17 protein-coding genes are annotated in these 21,384 nt (G+C 39.3%); 9 read left to right on the plus strand and 8 right to left on the minus strand.

All coding sequences use genetic code 11. From position 1 onward, the window contains the following. Entirely contained in the window at positions 1 to 2,190 is a 2,190-nt protein-coding gene (recQ, locus tag ACLCDV_RS15090; RefSeq protein WP_411971538.1) for a DNA helicase RecQ, read from the minus strand. A 101-nt stretch (positions 2,191 to 2,291) separates the two neighbouring features. Here recQ and ACLCDV_RS15095 point away from each other — a divergent pair, with 101 nt between their 5' ends. From ACLCDV_RS15095 to ACLCDV_RS15110, 4 genes are all read left to right on the plus strand, one after another. Continuing rightward, positions 2,292 to 3,257, plus strand: a complete 966-nt coding sequence (locus ACLCDV_RS15095) for a KpsF/GutQ family sugar-phosphate isomerase (protein ID WP_333574912.1) — start codon at positions 2,292 to 2,294, stop codon at positions 3,255 to 3,257. 98 nt (positions 3,258 to 3,355) lie between these two features. After that, entirely contained in the window at positions 3,356 to 3,730 is a 375-nt protein-coding gene (locus tag ACLCDV_RS15100) for a DUF1573 domain-containing protein (protein ID WP_075992841.1), read from the plus strand. 97 nt (positions 3,731 to 3,827) lie between these two features. Beyond that, entirely contained in the window at positions 3,828 to 5,027 is a 1,200-nt protein-coding gene (locus ACLCDV_RS15105) for a pyridoxal phosphate-dependent aminotransferase (protein ID WP_333574910.1), read from the plus strand. Between the two features lie 161 nt (positions 5,028 to 5,188). Then, complete coding sequence (locus ACLCDV_RS15110) at positions 5,189 to 5,482, plus strand: hypothetical protein (protein WP_333574908.1); 294 nt, start codon at positions 5,189 to 5,191, stop codon at positions 5,480 to 5,482. 44 nt (positions 5,483 to 5,526) lie between these two features. Here ACLCDV_RS15110 and cmk read toward each other — a convergent pair whose 3' ends face one another. The 3 genes from cmk to topA are packed head-to-tail and all read right to left on the minus strand — an operon-like array spanning position 5,527 to position 9,037. Continuing rightward, the gene (cmk, locus tag ACLCDV_RS15115) at positions 5,527 to 6,222 is read right to left on the minus strand and encodes a (d)CMP kinase (protein WP_313188540.1); all 696 of its coding nucleotides are present in this window, start codon (positions 6,220 to 6,222) and stop codon (positions 5,527 to 5,529) included. Beyond that, a complete protein-coding gene (locus ACLCDV_RS15120; RefSeq protein WP_046672862.1) occupies positions 6,222 to 6,635 on the minus strand; it encodes a hypothetical protein in 414 nt (137 codons plus the stop codon). Before ACLCDV_RS15120 ends, cmk begins: the two co-directional genes overlap by 1 nt. A 2-nt stretch (positions 6,636 to 6,637) precedes the next feature. After that, complete coding sequence (gene topA, locus ACLCDV_RS15125) at positions 6,638 to 9,037, minus strand: type I DNA topoisomerase (protein WP_411971539.1); 2,400 nt, start codon at positions 9,035 to 9,037, stop codon at positions 6,638 to 6,640. Between the two features lie 378 nt (positions 9,038 to 9,415). Here topA and ACLCDV_RS15130 point away from each other — a divergent pair, with 378 nt between their 5' ends. Then, on the plus strand, positions 9,416 to 10,330 hold the full coding sequence (locus ACLCDV_RS15130) for a glycerophosphodiester phosphodiesterase family protein (RefSeq protein WP_201668209.1): 915 nt from the start codon (positions 9,416 to 9,418) through the stop codon (positions 10,328 to 10,330). 110 nt (positions 10,331 to 10,440) lie between these two features. Here ACLCDV_RS15130 and ACLCDV_RS15135 read toward each other — a convergent pair whose 3' ends face one another. After that, on the minus strand, positions 10,441 to 11,256 hold the full coding sequence (locus tag ACLCDV_RS15135; RefSeq protein ID WP_317666115.1) for a patatin-like phospholipase family protein: 816 nt from the start codon (positions 11,254 to 11,256) through the stop codon (positions 10,441 to 10,443). A gap of 110 nt (positions 11,257 to 11,366) precedes the next feature. On the opposite strand from ACLCDV_RS15135, the gene ACLCDV_RS15140 reads away from it, so the two are divergent. Beyond that, positions 11,367 to 12,071 (plus strand): DsbA family oxidoreductase, encoded by a 705-nt coding sequence (locus ACLCDV_RS15140; protein ID WP_333574904.1) that lies wholly within the window; start codon positions 11,367 to 11,369, stop codon positions 12,069 to 12,071. Between the two features lie 69 nt (positions 12,072 to 12,140). Beyond that, a complete protein-coding gene (gene smc, locus ACLCDV_RS15145) occupies positions 12,141 to 15,683 on the plus strand; it encodes a chromosome segregation protein SMC (RefSeq protein ID WP_333574903.1) in 3,543 nt (1,180 codons plus the stop codon). Between the two features lie 203 nt (positions 15,684 to 15,886). On the opposite strand, the gene ACLCDV_RS15150 is transcribed toward smc, so the two are convergent. Next, a complete protein-coding gene (locus ACLCDV_RS15150) occupies positions 15,887 to 16,018 on the minus strand; it encodes a hypothetical protein (RefSeq protein WP_317666110.1) in 132 nt (43 codons plus the stop codon). Between the two features lie 549 nt (positions 16,019 to 16,567). On the opposite strand from ACLCDV_RS15150, the gene ppk2 reads away from it, so the two are divergent. After that, on the plus strand, positions 16,568 to 17,377 hold the full coding sequence (gene ppk2, locus ACLCDV_RS15155) for a polyphosphate kinase 2 (RefSeq protein ID WP_120334118.1): 810 nt from the start codon (positions 16,568 to 16,570) through the stop codon (positions 17,375 to 17,377). An 83-nt stretch (positions 17,378 to 17,460) separates the two neighbouring features. On the opposite strand, the gene pckA is transcribed toward ppk2, so the two are convergent. Next, positions 17,461 to 19,080, minus strand: a complete 1,620-nt coding sequence (gene pckA, locus ACLCDV_RS15160; RefSeq protein ID WP_411971540.1) for a phosphoenolpyruvate carboxykinase (ATP) — start codon at positions 19,078 to 19,080, stop codon at positions 17,461 to 17,463. Positions 19,081 to 19,551: 471 nt separating this feature from the next. Between pckA and ACLCDV_RS15165 the strand changes: the two genes are divergently transcribed. After that, positions 19,552 to 20,388: an MBL fold metallo-hydrolase gene (locus tag ACLCDV_RS15165; protein WP_182331881.1), complete on the plus strand. Its 837-nt coding sequence runs from the start codon at positions 19,552 to 19,554 to the stop codon at positions 20,386 to 20,388. 82 nt (positions 20,389 to 20,470) lie between these two features. Here ACLCDV_RS15165 and ACLCDV_RS15170 read toward each other — a convergent pair whose 3' ends face one another. Further along, a complete protein-coding gene (locus tag ACLCDV_RS15170; RefSeq protein ID WP_046672928.1) occupies positions 20,471 to 21,343 on the minus strand; it encodes a hypothetical protein in 873 nt (290 codons plus the stop codon). Between the last annotated feature and the right edge of the window lie 41 nt (positions 21,344 to 21,384).

Consider the following 21,384-nt stretch of genomic DNA (forward strand, 5'->3'; position numbering starts at 1 on the left):
TTAATTGCCAAGCTCTGATAAAAATTTGATTCGCATCAATTGGAGATCTTCATAACTGTAATCATCCCCTCCAAGTTCTTTAAGCGCATCATTAATTGAATCAGTCTCCGCTGTCTTAAAATAGTCGTATACCTCATCCTGGCGATCCTCATCAATAATCTCATCAATAAAATAATTGATATTGATTTTTGTGCCCGCATTTACAATCGTTTCTATTTCCTTCAATATTTCCTCGTAAGTTATCCCCTTAGCTGAAGCAATATCATCCAATGCAATTTTACGATCGATATTTTGAATAATAGACACCTTTAATGCCGATTTATTAGCTGTACTTTTAATGACAAGATCTACAGGTCTATCGATTTCATTTTCCTCAACGTAATCTTTGATCAAGGCAATAAATGGTGCGCCAAATTTAATCGCTTTACCATTCCCTACTCCCTGGATCTGTTTCAACTCATCGATGGCAATTGGATAATGTGTACACATTTCTTCCAGCGAAGGATCTTGAAAGATGACAAACGGAGGCAATGACTTCCCTTTTGCAATTTTCTTGCGTAAGTCTTTAAGCATACCCAACAAGACGGTATCTAAAGCTCCTGTGCCGTGCCCTGTATCTTCCGAATTTGTGCTATCTCCCCCTTCAATTGGACGATTCAAAACAAATTTTAGTTGATAAGGGTTATCCAGATAATGACGGCCAATATCTGTCAATTTTAAAAGGCCATAATGATCAATATCTTTTTCAATAAAGTTATCAAGCACAGCCTGTCTAAGCAAAGATTTCCAATAGATAACACCTTTCTCTTTACCCGTTCCGAAAAGACGATGTTCATCATGTTTATAGGAAGATACAGGTTGATTATTTTGACCCATCATGACGTTGATCACGTGATGATCATCAAATTTCTCGCCCTGCTCCTGAATGAAGCCCAGTATATTTTTCAAGGAGACTTCGGCCTCAAAATATTCTTTCTCCGAGCGGCAGTTGTCGCACATATTATTACAGCCCTGCTCGTCAAAATTTTCTCCAAAATAATGAAGAATTTGTTTACGACGACATACTGCAGACTCCGAATAATCAATAACCTCTTTTAAGATCTGTGTCCCGATCTCGCGTTCGGCCACAGGTTTATCTTTCATAAACTTGGTCAGCTTTTCAACATCTTTTTCCGAATAAAAAGCCAAACAATAACCATCGCCCCCATCACGTCCTGCACGTCCAGTTTCCTGGTAATATCCTTCCATGGATTTAGGAATATCATGGTGAATGACATAACGAACGTCCGGTTTGTCTATTCCCATACCAAAAGCAATGGTAGCCACAATCACTTCGACATCCTCCATCAAAAACTTATCCTGTGTATCAGCTCTCGTTTTCGCATCTAGACCAGCATGATAAGGTAAAGCTTTGATACCATTTAGGTTCAAAACCTCACTGATTTCCTCTACCTTTTTACGGCTCAAACAATAGACAATACCAGTCTTTCCCGATTTGGTTTTGATAAAACGAACAATCTCTTTAACAACATCTTTTTTAGGTCTTACCTCGTAATATAAATTGCTCCGATTAAATGATGACTTAAATAAAACGGCATCATTCATCTGTAAATTTTTACGGATATCCGACTGAACTTTAGGAGTAGCAGTCGCCGTAAGAGCTATAATAGGAATATTAGCACCTATTTCGTTGATTACCTGCCGTATTTTACGATATTCTGGTCTGAAATCGTGCCCCCATTCCGAAATACAATGCGCTTCGTCAACCGCTACGAAAGAGACGGTAATCTGGTGTAAGAATTCCAAATTATCTTGCTTAGCAAGTGATTCTGGAGCTACATACAGCAATTTGGTCTTCCCAGCGAGTACATCATCCTTAACCTTTGTAATTTCGCTCTTATTCAATGATGAATTTAAAAAATGAGCGATACTATCTTCGCCACCGAATGCACGAAGCTGATCTACCTGGTTTTTCATTAAAGCAATCAGCGGAGAAATAACAATTGCAGTTCCCTCACTCATAAGAGCAGGAAGCTGATAGCAAATTGATTTCCCTCCTCCGGTCGGCATTATTACAAAAGTATCTCTTCGTTGAAGAATACTAGTTATAATTGCCTCTTGATCCCCTTTAAAAGTATCAAAACCAAAAAAATCTTGTAAATTGTCGAAAAGTGATTTTTCTATTTCCATTGCGCCTTGGGCAAAAATAAGATAGATAAATGAAGAAATAATCTTGAAAAATAATCTATTTTTGCAATCTATTCTAATACATAAAAGTAAGAGTATTTTTTGTGAAAAACAACTACGAAATAAAAAATATAGCGATTCAAGCTATTCAAGAAGAAGCCAAGGCAGTAGCTGCTTTAGCTCAATATATTGATGATGATTTTGTTACCGTTGTCGATCGTATTCTAAGCTTAAAGGGCCGCGTCATTGTAACTGGAATTGGCAAAAGTGCTATTATCGCTCAAAAGATTGTAGCCACGCTAAATTCGACAGGCACACCATCGATCTTTATGCATGCGGCTGATGCTATCCACGGAGACCTTGGTATTATCCAACAAAATGATTTAATTATTGCGATCTCTAAAAGTGGTAATACACCTGAAATTAAAGTACTTGTCCCGTTTTTAAAACAGACAAAAAATGTATTGGTTGCTCTGGTCGGAAATACGGAATCTTACCTCGCTAAAAATGCAGACTATATCTTAAACACGACCGTTGAAAAAGAAGCGTGTCCTAACAACCTTGCTCCGACGTCAAGTACAACAGCTCAGTTAGCCATGGGTGATGCGCTTGCAGTCGTATTACAAGAGTGCCGCGATTTCACGGATAAAGATTTTGCAAAATACCATCCAGGAGGAGCATTAGGAAAAAAACTGTATTTAAGAGTCGGCGATCTATCCGATCAGAACGGCAAACCCAGTGTCCAACCGCAAGCCACTGTAAGTGATATCATCATCACCATAACAAAGTTTAGACTTGGAGCTGTAGCGGTGTTGGATGCTGACCACATACTCGGCATCATCACTGACGGTGATATCCGTCGTATGTTGGAGAAACACACCAATTTAGCGGCAATTACTGCCGCCGATATCATGGGAAAATCACCAAAAATCATTGACAAAAATGAATTGGCAGCCAATGCTCTCCATATTATGCGTGAAAATAACATCACACAACTACTGGTTTCCGACAAAGGGAATTATGCGGGTGTTATCCACATACAGGACCTATTGAAAGAAGGTATAATATAACTGTAATAAAGTTGTTAGATGTACAATAAATTGGCAATAAATATTAAATTTGGCATATCAGTTGTACTATTTTAATCGTAAAGTAATTTTTTAGAAGCATGAAAAAGTATATAACAATCTTAGCAGTGATCATTTCCTTTATTGGTTTTTCTTCGATGCAGACAGGACAAGGGGAATTTAAATTCGAAAAAGAAACCCATGATTTTGGCAAAATTCCGGCCGGTACGCCCGTTTCGTATAATTTCAAGTTTTCAAACACAGGCAGTGAGCCAATTATCATTTCAAATGTTGTGCCTACCTGCGGATGTTCTGTAGCAGAATTTACGAAAACGCCAATTAAACCAGGCGAAAGCGGAACGATCAAAGTGACTTACAATGCGGCGGCAAAAGCTCCATTCACAAAGAGTTTCACCGTACAGTCGAACACCAAGACTCCTGTAAAAACGCTATATATTAAGGGTATTGTAGAATAACAATCCTCGTAAATAAAACGAAAAAAGCCACATGATGATGTGGCTTTTTTCGTTTTATTTTGGTTAGCTTTGCACTACTAATTTTAAAAAAACTATAATGCCAGTAATATCAGAAAAAGGGCTGAATATGCCTGCGTCGCCTATTAGAAAGTTGACGCCATATGCTGATCAAGCAAAAAAAGAAGGTAAAAAGATATACCACCTCAATATCGGACAACCTGATATCCAAACACCTGAAGTGATGCTTAATGCTTTGAAAAATATAGAGTTCAAAGTGTGGGCCTACACACCTTCTGAAGGTACAGCCTCTTATCGAAATAAGTTAGCAGAATATTATAATAAGCTAAATTATAATATTGAGCCAACAGATATATTAGTAACGAACGGCGGTTCGGAAGCGATTATGATTGCTATGCAAGCCTGTTTAAATGAAGGAGAAGAGATTATCATTCCAGAGCCATTTTATGCAAATTACAATGGTTTTGCGTGTTCCTCTGATGTTGTAATCAAACCAATCATGTCCTATATTGAAAGTGGATTTGCATTACCTTCTATCGCTGAATTTGAAAAAGTAATTACCCCTAAAACCAAAGCGATCTGCATCTGTAATCCAAATAACCCGACGGGTTACCTTTACTCCAGAGAAGAACTCGAAGCTCTTCGTGAACTTTGTCTAAAATATGATCTTTACCTTTTTTCAGATGAGGCCTATCGTGAATTTTGTTACGATGGCAGAGAGTTTATCTCACCAATGCATTTAGAAGGTCTCGAAAATAATGTGGTTATTTTTGATACAGTATCAAAACGTTACTCTGCTTGTGGTGCGCGTATTGGTTGTATCATTACCAAAAATAAAGAACTATATCAGACTGCACTGAAATTTGCGCAAGCTCGCTTAAGCCCTTCGCTGGAAGGTCAAATTGCGGGTGAAGCTGCTGTTGATACACCAGACAGTTACTTTGAAGCAGTATCCAAGGAATACACAGCAAGAAGAGATACCCTCGTGAAAGGACTTAACGCCATTGAAGGAGTTTACTCTCCTAACCCTGGTGGTGCATTTTACGTTGTTGCCAAATTACCGATTGACAATGCTGATAAATTCTGCCAATGGATGTTGGAAGAGTTCTCTTACAATAACGAAACAGTAATGATGGCTCCCGCTACGGGTTTTTATAGTACGGAGGGTGCTGGTTTAAATGAAGTACGCCTTGCCTATGTGCTTAATCAAGATGATCTCAATAAAGCATTGGTTTGCCTAGAGAAAGCTCTTCAAGTGTATCCGGGACGTAAAAATTAATAACAAAATAACAGGACTTATGAAAGGCGGGACAGGCATGTTCCGCCTTTTTCTTTTTTGTAGTTCCTTCCCATAAACTCCTCGTCTATTTGCTTTTTTAAAAAAACAAAACAAACTTTCGAGGCATCTTGTTCTTATTATAGTAACCAAAACGATTTCATATGGATAAATTGAAGAAATTCCAATTGATGGAAAAAATAGCAAGAGAATTAGAAGATGTCAGAAATAGTCAACAAGCTGTTTTGGAAAAAATAGGCAAAATCGAAGTTGATAACATTGAACTCGGCGATAAGAATATTGAAAAAACAATTCCCGATATCTATCAGCGTACAGCAGATAATTCAGATGCTATCAAAGCTCTTCTGGAGTCTTTTCAAGAGCAGACAGCAGAATTTGGAGAGAAAAACAATGTTGAAAAACTATTGGAACAACAGCAGATCAATAGCGTAAAATAGCCAAAAAAAGGAGGCCGACTAAATAATCGGCCTCCTTTTTTGTTTTATGACTGGGCTTTTGCAGCCTTAGCTTTTAAATATTCTTCTTCAACAAAATGAAGCTGTTGTTCCGGTGTCAGATTTGAATTGTCCAAAACAATAGCGTCTTCGGCTTGCCGTAATGGACTTTCCGCGCGCGTACTATCGATACGGTCACGAGTAGAAAGATTCTCCACGACTTCTTCTAAAGTCACGTCCTCTCCTTTTTCCGTCAACTCCAGATAACGCCTCGCGGCACGTACTTTAGGGTCTGCCGTCATAAAAATTTTCAGATCAGCATCTGGAAAAACGGTAGTACCGATGTCACGGCCATCCATAATAATATTTCGTCTGCTACCCAATTTTTGCTGCTGGGCAACCATAGCAACCCGAACAGCTTTGATTGCACTCACGTCGCTAACTTTATCAGAAATATACATCTGACGGATCTCTTCCGAGATATCCTCATCGTTTAGATGAATTTCCGTTTTTATTGCATTTGGGATAAAATCAATGTGGATATCTTTCAGTGCATTTTCGATCGCTTCTTGATCATCCAGCGCTATCTCATGCCGGATAAAATAGAGTGTGACGGCCCTATACATAGCGCCACTGTCAATAAAGGCAAACTTCAGTTTTTTTGCCAAAGCCTTTGCCAGGGTACTTTTACCGCAGGAGGAAAAACCATCTATGGCGATAATAAAATTGTGACGTCCACTCATTATTCGTTTCCTCCTATGATTACACCGGGACGATTGACCAAAGGAACCTTAGTCAGGTTACCATCCACAATGCTTTCGGGTAAAAAGATATATTTTTTATCGTAAATAATATTATCAATATAAAAACTCAACCAATATTCATTTGTCAACCCGAATACCTGTTCGTCAATCGCTTCAACACGATCGAAAGATTTAGCTTCTATATTTCCAATAAAATGACGCAAAGTTGTTGTTGTTACTTGTCGCCCATCCTTTTCGCCATAACCTTTTGAGCTGATCAGCACATTCTGAATGGCAATGTTCTTGTCATTGATAACATAGACAGTCCAATTTTTTGTCTCCACCGTCTCACCTTCCAAAACAACGGCGATCATGATGTCTTTGACAATATTTTCAGGCAAATCTGCTTTCATCCTTATTTAGACTTTGTAGTTTTTTTAGCTGGGGCCTTCTTTGCTGTAGCTTTTTTTGCTACAGTTTTCTTTTCTGTTGTTTTTGCTTTGGTCGCTTTTCCTTTCGGAGCATCCGCATCAGCCCATTTCAGCACATCCGCATACGTGATTTTTTCGATCTCAGTTCCTTTAGGGATTTTCAGATTTTGCTTACCAAAACGAATAAATGGCCCCCAGCGTCCCTGCTCGATTTGAGCATCTGGATTTTCATCAAAAACCCGAATCACTTTCTCGATATCTTTCTGACGTTTGTCTTTGATAATCTGTATCGCCTCTTCTTCTGTTACGTCCAAAGGATCAACACCTTTTGGTAAGGAGTAAAACGATGAATTGTGACGTATATAAGGTCCAAATCGTCCCACCGCGACAGTCATTTCTTTATCTTCAAATAAACCGACTTTTTTCGGTAATTTGAACAATTCCATGGCATCCTCAAAAGTAATGGTTTCGATCATTTGTCCCTTCCGCAAGGAAGCAAAACGAGGTTTTTCTTCATCGTCAGGAGAACCAATCTGTACCAACGGGCCGAACTTACCAATGCGAACCGAAACGGGCTTTCCGGAAACTGGATCGACACCGAGCTCACGCTCATTATTCGCACGATCTGCATTTACTAAAGTATCTTCTACTTCAGAATGAAAAGGTCCATAGAAATCATGCAACATTTTTGTCCATTCGGTCAGTCCATGCGCAATATCGTCAAATTCTTTTTCTACGTTGGCCGTAAAATGAAAATCCACAATACCGTTGAAGTGTTCAACCAAAAAGTCATTCACCACAACACCGATATCCGTTGGAAACATTTTTCCTTTTTCGGCACCGGTTATTTCTGTTTTTGTTACCGCTGTTAATTCAGCATCCTTTAATGTCAGTACACGGTAATCGCGCGATTTACCTTCACGCTCTTCCTTGACAACATAACCGCGGTTTTGAATCGTTGAAATCGTAGGTGCGTAGGTTGAAGGACGGCCAATTCCCAATTCCTCCAATTTTTTCACCAAAGCAGCTTCCGTATAACGTGCTGGAGGTCGTGTAAAACGCTCCGTTGCCGACATGTTTTTCAAAGTCAATGGCATACCAACGGCTAATGGTGGAAGAATAGCATTGTCACTATCTTCATCCATCGCGTTGTCTTGATCGTCATCCAAGGATTCCATGTAAACTTTCAAGAACCCATCAAATTTCATAACCTCTCCTGAAGCATTCAAATCTTCGGTACGGGTTGAGATGTCGATCTTTGCCAATGTACGTTCAAACTCCGCCTCACTCATTTGGGAAGCAATTGCTCTTTTCCAAATAAGCTCATATAATCTTTTTTCGGATGCATCACCATCAATGGTGTGCTCAGAGAAATAAGTAGGGCGAATAGCTTCGTGCGCCTCTTGTGCACCTGATGTTTTTGTTTTATATTTTCTGACTTTATGGTATTGGTTGCCGTAAGCCGATTTGATTTCCTTTTCAGCAGCCTCAATCGCCGTATCACTCAAATTAACAGAATCGGTACGCATATAGGTAATTCGTCCTGATTCATACAGCCTTTGCGCCACCTGCATGGTGCGGGCAACCGAAAATCCAAGCTTTCTACTTGCTTCCTGCTGTAATGTTGATGTGGTAAATGGCGCCGCTGGTGAACGCTTTGCAGGTTTTGTTTCTAGATTTTTTACTGAAAACAGCGCTGCTTTACAATCTTCCAAAAATTTGGTCGCCTCTGCTTCTGTTGCAAAACGCTGCGGAAGTTCGGCTTTAAAACTATCTTTAACTTTTCCCGTATGAAAAAATGCAACGATCTTAAAAGCCGCTTCGGGTTCAAATTTATTGATTTCACGCTCACGATCTACAATCAGACGAACCGCAACAGACTGCACCCGACCAGCAGATAAGGAAGGCTTCACCTTTTTCCATAGAACCGGAGATAATTCAAAACCGACTAATCGATCTAGAACTCTTCGCGCTTGTTGTGCATTTACTAAGTTATAATCTATTTTACGCGGATTGTCAATAGCCTTCAGAATAGCTGGCTTCGTAATCTCATGAAACACAATCCTTTTTGTACTTTCATCTTTTAATCCCAAAGTCTCAAATAAGTGCCATGAGATAGCCTCTCCTTCGCGGTCCTCATCGGACGCTAACCAAACGGTTTCTGCAGCTTTAGCCAATTTCTTCAGTTCACTTACAACCGCCTTTTTGTCGGAGGGAACTTCATACTTTTGTTCAAAATTCTTTTCGGTATCAATTGCATCATCGGTTTTCACCAAGTCGCGAATATGTCCATAACTTGACTTGACCAAAAAATCCTTTCCTAAATACCCTTCTATCGTTTTCGCTTTCGCTGGAGACTCAACTATCAATAAATTTTTCGCCATCTAATTTGAGATTTGTGCAAATAAAGGGAATTCTGAAAGGAATGACAATAATTTCTTGCAAAAAAGACAAAAAAAATAGATTTCATGTCAACAATTAAGAAATTTATCCGAGGGCAAAGGACCGCGCAACGGAATTGAGCTCGACACAGAAACGCTTTCAGATCAAGCGAATTTGCCACTACAAACACTTTGTTTGCGTCTATTTCAGACAAAAACAAATTCATTTGACTTTATTCGGTTTCGAATCAACCTTCATAAAGTTGCAAAATCAAATATTCGAAACAGTTAAAATACGTATAAGTAAAATATATATGTATATTCGCTTATTCAAAAGGGCAATATATAACAACTCCCCTATTTTGTTTAAATATTTTAATAATGAAAAGAAGTCTTCTCAGAATTGCCTTTTGGGGCACGTTATTACCATTTGTATCTTGTTCAGTTATGAAAGATTCAGCAAAATCAAATTCAGGCAATTTCCCTAAACTTAGTCTGGAAGCACATCGCGGCGGCCGCGGCCTATATCCTGAAGAGTCTATCGCTGCCATGAAAAATGCAATAGATCTGGCAAAGGTAACCACACTGGAAATGGATTGCCACATTACCAAAGACCGTAAGGTTGTTGTCTTTCACGACGATTATCTTAACCCAAAATTTGTATTGAAACCCAATGGCTCCGAAATTTCTGACAAAGATAAACCGCTGAGAATTTATGATATGCTTTATAAAGATCTGATTAAATACGATATCGGATCGAAATTTTATAAAGAGTTTCCTGAACAGAAAAAACAGGTTACGCGTATCGCAAAACTATCAGACCTTATTGATAGTACTGAAGCCTACGCTAGTGTAAAAAGGAAAGCGCCGATGTTTTATAATATCGAAGTGAAGAGTAAGGAAGATAAAGATGGTATTTTCCATCCAAGGGTAGAAGAATTTGTGGACCTTATGGTACAGGTTATCACCGATAAAAAAATTGCTTCGCGAACCGTCATCCAATCGTTTGACAGCAGAGCTATTAAATATCTGCACAAAGCATATCCTCAAATCAAAGTTTCTTATCTTATTGATGCAAACTATACCAAAAGCGTTGAGCAAACAATTGCGGCTTTGGGCTTTACACCTTTTATTATAAGTCCACACTATAAAATAGCTACACGCGATTTTATTGCACAGTGCCATAAAGCGGATATCAAGGTTATTCCATGGACAGTCAATACAAAGGACGAGATCGAACAGCTGAAGGCTGTAAAGGTTGATGGAATTATTAGCGATTACCCCAATTTGTTTTAACAAACACCTGGCTTGTTTCGCTTAGAATGAAAAAAATTGAGTTCTAGTTCATCTCAATGCCAGGAGAAACGAAGCCACACCAAAGCAAAGCAGTTCGTTAATCGCCTCAACTACTTTGCTTTGGTTTTGTTTTTTAATGCTTGGTCAATATATTCCCGTCCCTTTTGAACCAAAAATTCAGAGCGGTGATAATCCCAAAGGTTACAGATATTATAGGGAATATCCACCACCACATCGGGATGGTATAAATCAACAATCATACGGCTCATTTTCCTACGCATCACATAGTACGAGGCTTGTAGAATATCCAAGGAATTCGAAGTCTTCGGATCCAGTTTTTTGATAACAGAATATTGTTTATCCGGTTTAGATTCCAGATTGACAGCAATGATTAAATTCTCTTTCTTGGTTACATGATTTATGGGCAGTGGATTCAGTACACCACCATCAACGTACACATGGTTCTCCTCTTCTACCGCCGTAAATACAGCTGGAATTGCAATCGAAGCCCGAATGGCATCATACATACTCCCAAAATCCAGCACAACCTCCTTTTCGTAGTTTAGATCTGTCGCAACGGCTTTAAACAAAATTGGAAAAGTCTCTATATTAGCATCGGGGATCACAGATTTCAAGGCGTTAAACACCTTGACCCCCTTCATCATTCCTAGTCCCTTCCAGCTAAAATCCATCATATTAAAGACCGATTTCTTCGTCAGGCGCTGCATCCAATCTTCGAGAACATCCATCTTCCCCTGCGCATAAATACCACCGACAAGTGCTCCTATTGAACAACCTACCACCTCATCGATTTCAAAGCCCAGCTCTTCAAGCCTTCGGATAATACCAATATGCACAAGACCTCTTGCACCTCCTCCGCCCAGGACAAGGGTAACTTTACGATTCAAAAAAGCTTTCTCCAGCATAATTATACAAGTACATGAAACACTTGTTTACATCCAAGCAACAATGTAAACAAATATTCATCGTTATTATATGTATTTTTGATTACAATATACGCAGTAAATAAAGAAATATGAAAATAGAAATTTGGTCGGACATTATTTGTCCCTTTTGTTATATTGGCTTGACAAAGCTTGAATTGGCGCTTCAGCAAACCGCAAGTAAACCAGCCACTGAAATCATCTGGAAATCGTATCAGCTTAACCCCGACTATCCCGAAGATGCTCCGGCAATGCCAACCTACGATTACCTTGTTCAGACGAAAGGCATGAGCATGGACGATGTGGTTGCGATGACTTCACAGCTCAGTGCGCAGGGAAAAGAGCTGGGTATTGACCTGAATTTTGAAAAAGCAATCGTTGTAAATACAAAAAAAGCCCATCGTCTGATCCATTTTGCCCAGGCACAGCAAAAAGGCACTCAGATCAAAAAAGCCTTATTTAAGGCTCATTTCACCGATGGTCTCGATGTAAATAACAATGAAGTTCTCATCGCTATCGCAACGCAAGAGCAGCTTTCCGCTCAGGAGGTAAAAAACTTATTGGAATCGGATGAATTTGCTTATGATGTTGCACAGGATATTCAAGAAGGTGTCAGCTTAGGACTCCGAGGTGTTCCTTTCTTTGTATTTGACAGAAAATACGCTATCCCCGGAGCACAGCCCATGGAAGTCTTTCACAATACAATAAATGAATGCCTGGCCAGTGAGCCTGTACCTCTTGAACGCAGAGGCGAAGAAGGCCCTTCATGTGATCCTGAAACAGGAAAATGTGAATAAAGAAAGAAAAAATTATTGTTTAATTTTACTATTTTCGCAAGCTTATAACGACAAACAAATTTGGTATAAATGCAGTTAACCAAACTAGAAATTAAAGGATTTAAAAGTTTCGGAGACAAGATCACGATAAACTTCAATGATGGTGTCACAGCGATTGTCGGTCCCAATGGATGCGGGAAGTCCAATGTGGTCGACGCTATACGCTGGGTACTGGGGGAACAAAGCACAAAGATGCTTCGCTCCGATAAAATGGAAAATATTATCTTCAATGGAACGAAAAATAGAAAGCCGGCAAACCTTGCAGAGGTTTCGCTGACCTTCAACAACAACAATAATATTTTACCAACGGAATTCTCTACAGTGACCGTCACCCGTAAGCTTTTTCGCAACGGCGATAGTGAATATCGATTGAATGATGTCAAATGTCGTTTAAAAGATATCACGGATCTGTTCCTCGATACCGGAGTTGGTGCCGACAGTTATTCGATCATCGAATTGAAAATGATTGATGAAATTATCAACAACAAAGATAATTCACGTCGCAACCTCTTTGAAGAAGCATCCGGAATCTCTAAGTATAAAGTTCGTAAAAAACAAACTTTAGCAAAGCTGAGAGATACTGAAGCCGATCTTTCCCGTGTGGATGACTTGCTTTACGAAATCACAAAGAATCTCAAATCATTAGAAAATCAAGCTAAAAAAGCGGAGAAATATACCTCCCTTAAAGCGGAATACCGCCAAAGCAGTATAGATTTGGCTTATTATAAAATTGCTGATTTTTCGACCGAATTAGAAAGACTCCAAACACAAGAATCCAAGGTTCAAAAGGATTCCGTCAATGCACAGCAAAATATCCTGAGAGCGGAAACTGAACTCCAAATACTCCGCCAGACAAATTTGGAACAGGAAAAAAACCTTTCGGTACAGCAAAAAACAACACAGGAATTTGTCAATAAAATCCGAGGTTATGAATCGGAAAAGAAGATCAAAAACGAAAAAGTCAAAAATCTTCAAGATAAAGAAAATCGACTGAGCCTCGATATCAACAGCGACAAACAACAGCTTAATCACGTCCTCTATACCATCAAACGATTGAATGAGGAATTGTTTGATGAGCAAAATAAACTCGATTCGTTAAAAACAAATCTTGAATCAAATAAATCCGAAGTCGATGAATTGAGAGGACAGCAACAGTCTGCAAAGGGAAAGCTCGATATTTTTAATAAGAGCAATGCTGAATTACAGGCAAAAATATACAAATTAGAAAAAGATCTTGCGGTATTCACCATTCAGAAAGAAGCTCTGCTGCAAGAATCTGTTCGCAATAGTGTAGATACAGAAGCAAAAGAAGCCGAATTGCAGCAATTCAATTCCTCTGTTATGGAATTGGAGGGCCGTGTAGAAGCACAGCAGCTACAGTACGATTCAGCAAACCAGCAGGAAGAAGAGCTCCAAGAACAGATTAATCAGTGCCAGGCAAACCTCGAGGAATTTAAGGCCCAGCTTGCCAAAGATCTCCGCCTGTTAGATGCTAAACAAAACGAATACAACCTCACAAAATCCCTTGTTGATAATTTAGAAGGTTTCCCCGATTCCATTCGCTTCCTCAAGAAAAATGCAGGCTGGAAAAAGCAGCCCCCACTCCTATCAGATGTCCTTTTCTGTCAGGAAGATTACCGTGTGGCTATTGAGAACTACCTAGAGCCCATTATGAACCATTATGTTGTCGAAACACAACAAGATGCTGTTCAGGCTATCCAACTATTAAGCGATGCAGCAAAAGGAAGAGCTAATTTCTTTGTTTTAGATGCCATAGTAGATTCCCCAAGCGCTGCCCCTGCACCAAATGACAATTTGATGTCTGCGTTAGATGTGATTAACGTAGACGAAAAGTACAAGGCTTTATGTACGATGCTGCTCCAGCAGGTCTTCATCCTTAAACATGAAAATGAAAAGGAGCTGGATGAAAAGCTACCTGCTCTAGGACAGGTGATTCTACAAAAAAATGGACGTTATTCGAAACATCATTTGGGTCTATCGGGTGGTTCTGTGGGATTATTTGAGGGCAAACGTATCGGAAGAGCGAAAAACCTGGAAGTGCTATCCCAAGAGATCAAAACCTTAAATCAGGAAATAGCAAAACTTGAAGATAAAATAACGGCCGAGACAGCTCGTTTGGATACTCTGCGGGGAAATTCACAGAAAGAGTTAATCGATGAGCTGCGCTTTCAGCTTAATAGACTGAATAATGAATTAATTACCGTCAAAACAAAGCAAGAGCAATATCAAGCCTTCATCAATAACTCCCAGGCCCGTAAAAAAGATATTCAGGAGAAAATTGAAGGTATAGAATCGGATTTAAAAATTGCGGAGCCACAGCTTCAGGAGCTTCGTCTGGAAAAAGAACAAAGTATCGCCGAATTATCGACTTTACAAGATCAGTTCCATGAAATATCTGAGGTACTTAACGAAAAATCGACCGCATACAATCAAGAGAATATCGCTTACCATCAACAGTTAAACAAAGTTTCCAATATCACAAAAGATCTCGAATTTAGAGAGACGCAGAAAGATGACCACGAAATCCGTGTGGAGCGAAACAGTGCAGAATTAGTTGAAGTGCAGGAAGCTTTAAGAACAACCATTCCGTTTGAAGATGAAGAAGATCAGGATCTTATTGCCATGTATGAGCAGAAGATTGCCTTGGAAGATGGTCTCAAAGAATTGGAAGACGGCTACTATGCAGATAAGCAGAAAATAAATAACCTCGAAGATGCTCTAACACAGCAGCGTCGTTCAAAAGAACAGAGTGACTTTCTTGTTTCAGAGATCAAAGATAAAAAAACGGGTCTTCAGATCGACCTCAATGCCTTGAAAGAACGTCTTTCTGTTGAATTCAACGTTGAACTGAAAGACCTGATTGACCGTGAAGATGTGCCTGAGATCACAGAGGATCAGGCAACATTGACAACCAAATGCAGCAAACTCAAGAAACAGCTTGATGAATTTGGAACGATCAATCTAATGGCAAAAGAGGCTTTTGACGAGATGAATGAACGCTATGATTTCATTAACAAAGAGAAAGCTGATTTAATCGAAGCAAAAGGCTCGTTGATGGCAACAATAAAAGAAATTGACGATACCGCTCAAGTTCAGTTCATGTTTACATTCGATGCCGTAAGGAATAACTTCGTCAAGGTATTCCGTTCGCTATTTAACGAAGAAGACAGCTGCGACCTGGTGCTCACAGACCCAAGCAATCCGCTGGATTCAGACATTGACATTATTGCAAGGCCGAAAGGGAAAAGACCGCTGTCTATCAATCAGCTTTCGGGGGGTGAAAAGACCTTGACTTCAACAGCCTTGTTATTCTCACTCTATCTTTCTAAACCGGCACCTTTTTGTATATTCGATGAGGTGGACGCTCCGTTGGATGATACTAATATTGATAAATTCAATAATATTATCCGGGATTTTTCCAAGAATTCACAATTTATCGTGGTCTCACACAATAAAAAAACGATAGCAAGTACAGACATCATCTATGGAGTAACCATGGTTGAACAAGGTGTATCCCGTGTAGTTGCAGTAGATCTAAGAGAAGTTGCTTAGTGAGCAACAAAATACACGATAAATAAGACGGACTCAGGGGATCTACACTCGGTCCGTCTTATTTATACAGATCAATTTAATTTCCTCTCGCCTTTAATGAAATTCTTTGCTTCAACATGCTGTGAATTTCCGTAAGCTTATTTCCTGTTGCAGATCAATATAAGGATAGACAGCAGACAGCTGATTCCCCCAAAATAGACCGACTAATAACCAAATGAGCCCGCGATCGTTCCCGCCAATGGTCCTGCCAGTCCCAGCGACAAATCCACAAACGCAACATAAGCTCCAAGTGCTGTACCACGCATCTGTGGTGCAACTTTTTTAACAGCCAGCACACCCTTACAACTATATTTCGAGTGCAAATATGCCGCGGATCAAAAAGCTAATCATTGGCTCAAGTCAAAAAAAGAGTCTGCAAGTCAAAAAAGGAAGCTGAAAAATAAAAAGCCCAGAGTGGGGAACTCTGAGCTTTCGTTAGCCATATATTAACCTATTTTATGAAAAGTATTTGTAATGAAAACGCCACATTTTTGAATTCATTATAACAAGAATAGTCATTTAACATTTTTTAACATTTAGATGAGATTAATATTAAACTCTATTTGAGCGCGGCAAAATCATAATTTTTCGTGTTCTTGTCAGGGATCCTCCGGTCCTGTTCACAAAAAAGCTCGAAGTGGGGAACTCCGAGCTAACCTAACCAATTATTAACCTAAATTTATGAAAAGTCTAATTTATACAAACAGCCTCTTTCGCTGTTTTGAATATTAAACGTAAGCCATAAGGTTATTATTACACAGCTCTTGTGGATTTATGTGAAATTTGACATTTTTTAACAATTCAATAAGTAACTTTAGGAAAACGAACATATAAATAAATATCATATGGCAGAATACGATTTAAATGAACTTCAGAAGATCCACGAAAACAAAGATGTTTTAAACTATCTGGAACAACATGGCATTCTGGAAATAAAAAAATTCAATGATGTTTACGATTATGAGAAAGAACTTTACGAGCTTCAAGTCAAGCTCTTAAAGCTTCAATATGAAATCATTGAAAAAGGAAAACGGGTCCTTATTATTTTTGAAGGTAGGGACGCTGCGGGTAAAGGTGGTACAATAGGCCGTATAACCCAATATCTAAATCCCAAAAAGGTACGTGTTGTTGCATTGCCGAAACCAACCGAAGAGGAAGCCGGCCAATGGTATTTTCAACGATATATCAAACAGCTCCCTAATGCCGGCGAAATTGTGATTTTTGACCGTAGCTGGTATAACAGAGCTGTTGTTGAACCTGTATTTGGATTTTGCTCCAAGGAGCAACATGAGCTGTTTATGAACCAGGTCCCTGAATTTGAGAAGCAGCTAATCGACGATGGCATCATCCTTATCAAATTATTCCTGAACGTCAGCAAAGAAGAGCAAGCCGAAAGGTTAAAAGAGCGAAAAGAAGATATCCTAAAACAATGGAAAATTGGTGTGCTAGACCAGCAGGCCCAGGAGAAATGGGATGTATATACGGGCTATATTGAGGATTTATTTAAAAAGACAAGCACCAAAAAATCGCCTTGGCTAGAAATCACGAAAGATAACAAGAAAAAGGCTCGCCTGGCGTCCTTCAAACTAATTATCAATGCTCTTGTTGGAAGTGAACAGGAAAAAATAGATTCTTTCGTCACAAAACACGATTAAAGGTCTGTTGATTAGAAAAAGGTACAATTATAACAAACAGGAGGAAAAGTATTTCCTCCTGTTTGTTATAATGTCAGAACGAATTAGGACACCAGAACTGTAGTTTCTATTTTAGGTCCTGCTGCATGCACCGAGGCTGGCATCTCATTATTGAATTTTTCAAAATTCGAAATAAACAGTTTCGCCAGGCGTTTTGCCTGCATGTCATAAGCCTCGTCATTGTTCCATAAGCCTCGCGCATCTAAAATTTGTGCGGGAACATGCTCGCCACAGCTCGTCGGATACTCCAGTCCAAAAATATTGTGCTTGTTGAAGTGAGACTCCAGCAGTGAGCCATCCATTGCTGCTCGAATTAGCGATCGCGTATAATTTAGCTTAATACGTCGGCCTATTCCGTAAGGACCTGCAATCCAGCCCGTGTTCACTAACCAAACTTTGATGTTGCGATTTTGCTCTAGTTTTGAACGTAGCAAGGCCGCATATTTTGAAGGATGCAGCGGCAAAAATGCCTGTCCAAAACAGGTTGAAAATGCAGCAGTAGGCTCTTTCACACCTACCTCTGTACCCGCAACCTTCGCTGTATAACCACTAACGAAATGATATACCGCCTGATCTGTGGTCAACAATGAAATGGGAGGAAGTACACCAAAAGCATCTGCCGTCAGGAAAAAAATATTTTCAGGTTCCCGACCAATACCGCTCATTTCGGCATTTTCCATGAAATCTATTGGATAGGATACGCGGGTATTTTCCGTTTTGCTAATATCGTTATAATCAGGTCGATCAAATTCATCCAAAACAACATTTTCAAGCAAAGACCCAAAACGAATTGCGTGAAAAATCTCAGGCTCTTTGTCCTCCGACAAACCTACACATTTGGCATAACAGCCACCTTCGAAATTGAATATTCCCTTTTCGCTCCATCCATGCTCGTCATCACCGATCAACTTTCTATTTCTATCAGCTGACAAGGTAGTCTTCCCTGTACCCGAAAGTCCAAAAAACAAAGCGGTCTCCCCTTCTTTCGAAGTATTCGCCGAGCAGTGCATAGAAAGCACATTATGCTGGAATGGCAAAATAAAGTTCAATATTGAGAAAATGCTCTTTTTAATCTCCCCTGTATAACCGGTCCCTGCAATCAGTACTATCTTTTTTGTAAAATCAATCGCGACAAAATTTTCGTTGATAATGCCATATTGATGCGGCTCTTCGATAAGCAGCGTCGGGGCAGCTAAAATCGACCAAGCGGGCTGAGCATCCAAATTTGGTTCCGGCCGCAGAAACAGGTTATTGGCAAATATACTTTGATAAGCTGTCTCCGTAACAACACGCAAATCTATTTGATAAGCTGGATCAGCCCCTGCAGCACAATCTCTTACATAGATGATTTTATCACTTAAGTGAGCAGTTACTTTCGAAAATAGTGCTTCAAAATTAGCCGGAGACATCCGTTGATTGATTTCTCCCCACCAAACGCTATCTTTTGTTAAAGAATCTTCGACCAGAAACCGATCTTTTGGCGATCTCCCAGTAAATTTTCCCGTATCAGCAGCGAGTGCTCCCGTATCAGAAAGTCGACCTTCGTGATTTGCTAAGGCATGTTCGACCAATTCAGAAACAGGCAATTGATAAAATACATTTTTTGTACTATCAATTTTTAAATATTTCAAATCAGGCGCGTTTCCAATGTTACCCTTTTTCATATTTTTTGTTTGTTTTAAAATGTGCCCAAATTTAAAGGCATTTTTCGCTAAAAACAAAACTTAATTATCTAAAAATCAAGCTTATTGTACAAAAAACACAAAAACAAACAACTCATTAACAACAACTTACGTAAGTAAAAAAAAATAAACTTTTTAGCACATTTTTTTAGCACATCAATTTATCACTATCAAAAAATATCACATATTTTTCGTAAATTGTTCCAACCTTTACAAATATTAATAAGGTAAAAAAAAGACAGTGTCACGTCCATCAGCCATTGATCGTTGAAAGTGGCAGCAATCTCCAGGCCGACGGACTAACATGAGTAAAGATAAAGAGATGAAATAGCTACAATTGTAGCACGAACACGGAAGAGCACAGGGGGCTTTGATGCTATCTGACAAATAATTGCTTGTGCTTAAAATAAACTGGATATGCTTTATAACCATTAAAAGACACATAATCTGCAAATGAAATTACATGCTATAGAAACGGGATTTTTTAAACTCGATGGCGGTGCAATGTTTGGCGTTGTTCCAAAGAGTATCTGGAACAAAACAAACCCAGCCGACTCAAACAATATGTGTACCTGGGGAAACCGCCTGCTCCTCATCGAGGACAGTAATCGATTAATGCTGGTCGATACAGGACTGGGAGATAAACAAAATGAAAAATTCTTCAGCTATTATTATCTTCACGGCGATGCAACGCTGGATAAATCATTAAAAAATATTGGATTTGACAGGAACGATATCACCGATGTCATCCTTACACACCTGCACTTTGACCATTGCGGCGGCGCTATAGTCCGCGAAGGTGAACAGCTGGTTCCGGCTTTTAAAAATGCTCATTTTTGGAGCAATAGTGACCATTGGTCTTGGGCGACCGATCCTAACCCGCGCGAAAAAGCATCTTTCTTAAAAGAGAACATTTTACCGATACAGGAAAGTGGACAATTAAAATTTGTCGAAGATCATCAGAATCCTTTTGGAAACAATATCGCTATCCGTTATGCACACGGCCATACAGAGGCTATGATGTTGCCACAGATACAGTATAAAGGCAAAACAATCCTCTATATGGCGGATCTATTACCTTCGGTGGGACATATTCCCATTCCTTATGTTATGGGTTATGATGTCAGACCCCTCGTGACCATGGAGGAACGTAACAGCTATTGGAATGAGATCGTCGATAATGAATACATCTTATTTTTCGAACACGATCCCATACATGAATGCTGTACACTTCAACGTACTGAAAAAGGTATCCGCGTAAAGGACATTTTCAAATTGGGCGAGATTTAGGAGGTCTAATCAAAGGAGATCAAATAGGATAAACAAAAAAAAGGCTACTTTGAAAGTAGCCTTTTTTATTTCATGAATATGTTTAGAATCTAAAGCCCAAAGCCCAGTAATTTTCAAAAAACCATATTTGTTGGGATGCTTTATCTACCCCTCTTCTTCCAGTTGTACGAATGTTTGTTAAATCAGTCCAGCCCGTTTTGAAGTTCCCCTGAAGATAGAGTCCTTTATAAAAACGGTAGTGCAAACCAACTTTTGCCGAAGCACCATAACCCGCAATGTTCCAAAAGTGGTTGGCTCCTTCGCCAAAAAGATGCACGTCGGAACGAGGAATCAATAGACCTACATCCACACCAGATTCCATTGTCAGCACCTGTTGACCTTTGCGATTATTGATGATGTCATCATAACGCTCCAGACCTACTGAGGCAAAGTTATAACCATCTGTATGCTCAAATGTCAGCATGGCAGAGTCTACAGTAATCAATTCACCGTTATATTGACCGGCGCGGTTTCCCGTCGGGATACCGGGATTAGAAATCTCTTCACCGATAAAACCGGAAATTTTCACCTGCTGCGGAATATCGACCACATATTTCATATGGTCCCATCCTAACGAAATTGAGTAATTATCTTTGATATAATAACCAAAGTGCAGATTAAATTGTGGAATAGTTAACCGGCTTGGATCAAAATACGTCGAACCAAATTTAGTTGGCCTATCACCCGCTTTTACATCATGGAGTATAAAGTCATAATTAGGACCCGTAAAATGAATATCTGATTTCGCGTAAGAAGAGAAGTTGTACCCCCAAAAGAAGAAGAATTTGCCCTTGTTACTTTCTGTTCTCAAATTTTTCGGTTTGAAAATGCTTTTTCCTATCTCAGGATTTTCTTGGGCAAATAAGGCAGAAACACTTAATGCAAGTGCTCCAATCGTTAAAAATATTTTTCTCATATCGGTGCTAAAAACGTTGGGCAAAAGTACCCGCATTCTAT

It is taken from the genome of Sphingobacterium sp. Lzh-3 (genome assembly GCF_046764375.1).
Classification (GTDB): Bacteria; Bacteroidota; Bacteroidia; order Sphingobacteriales; family Sphingobacteriaceae; genus Sphingobacterium.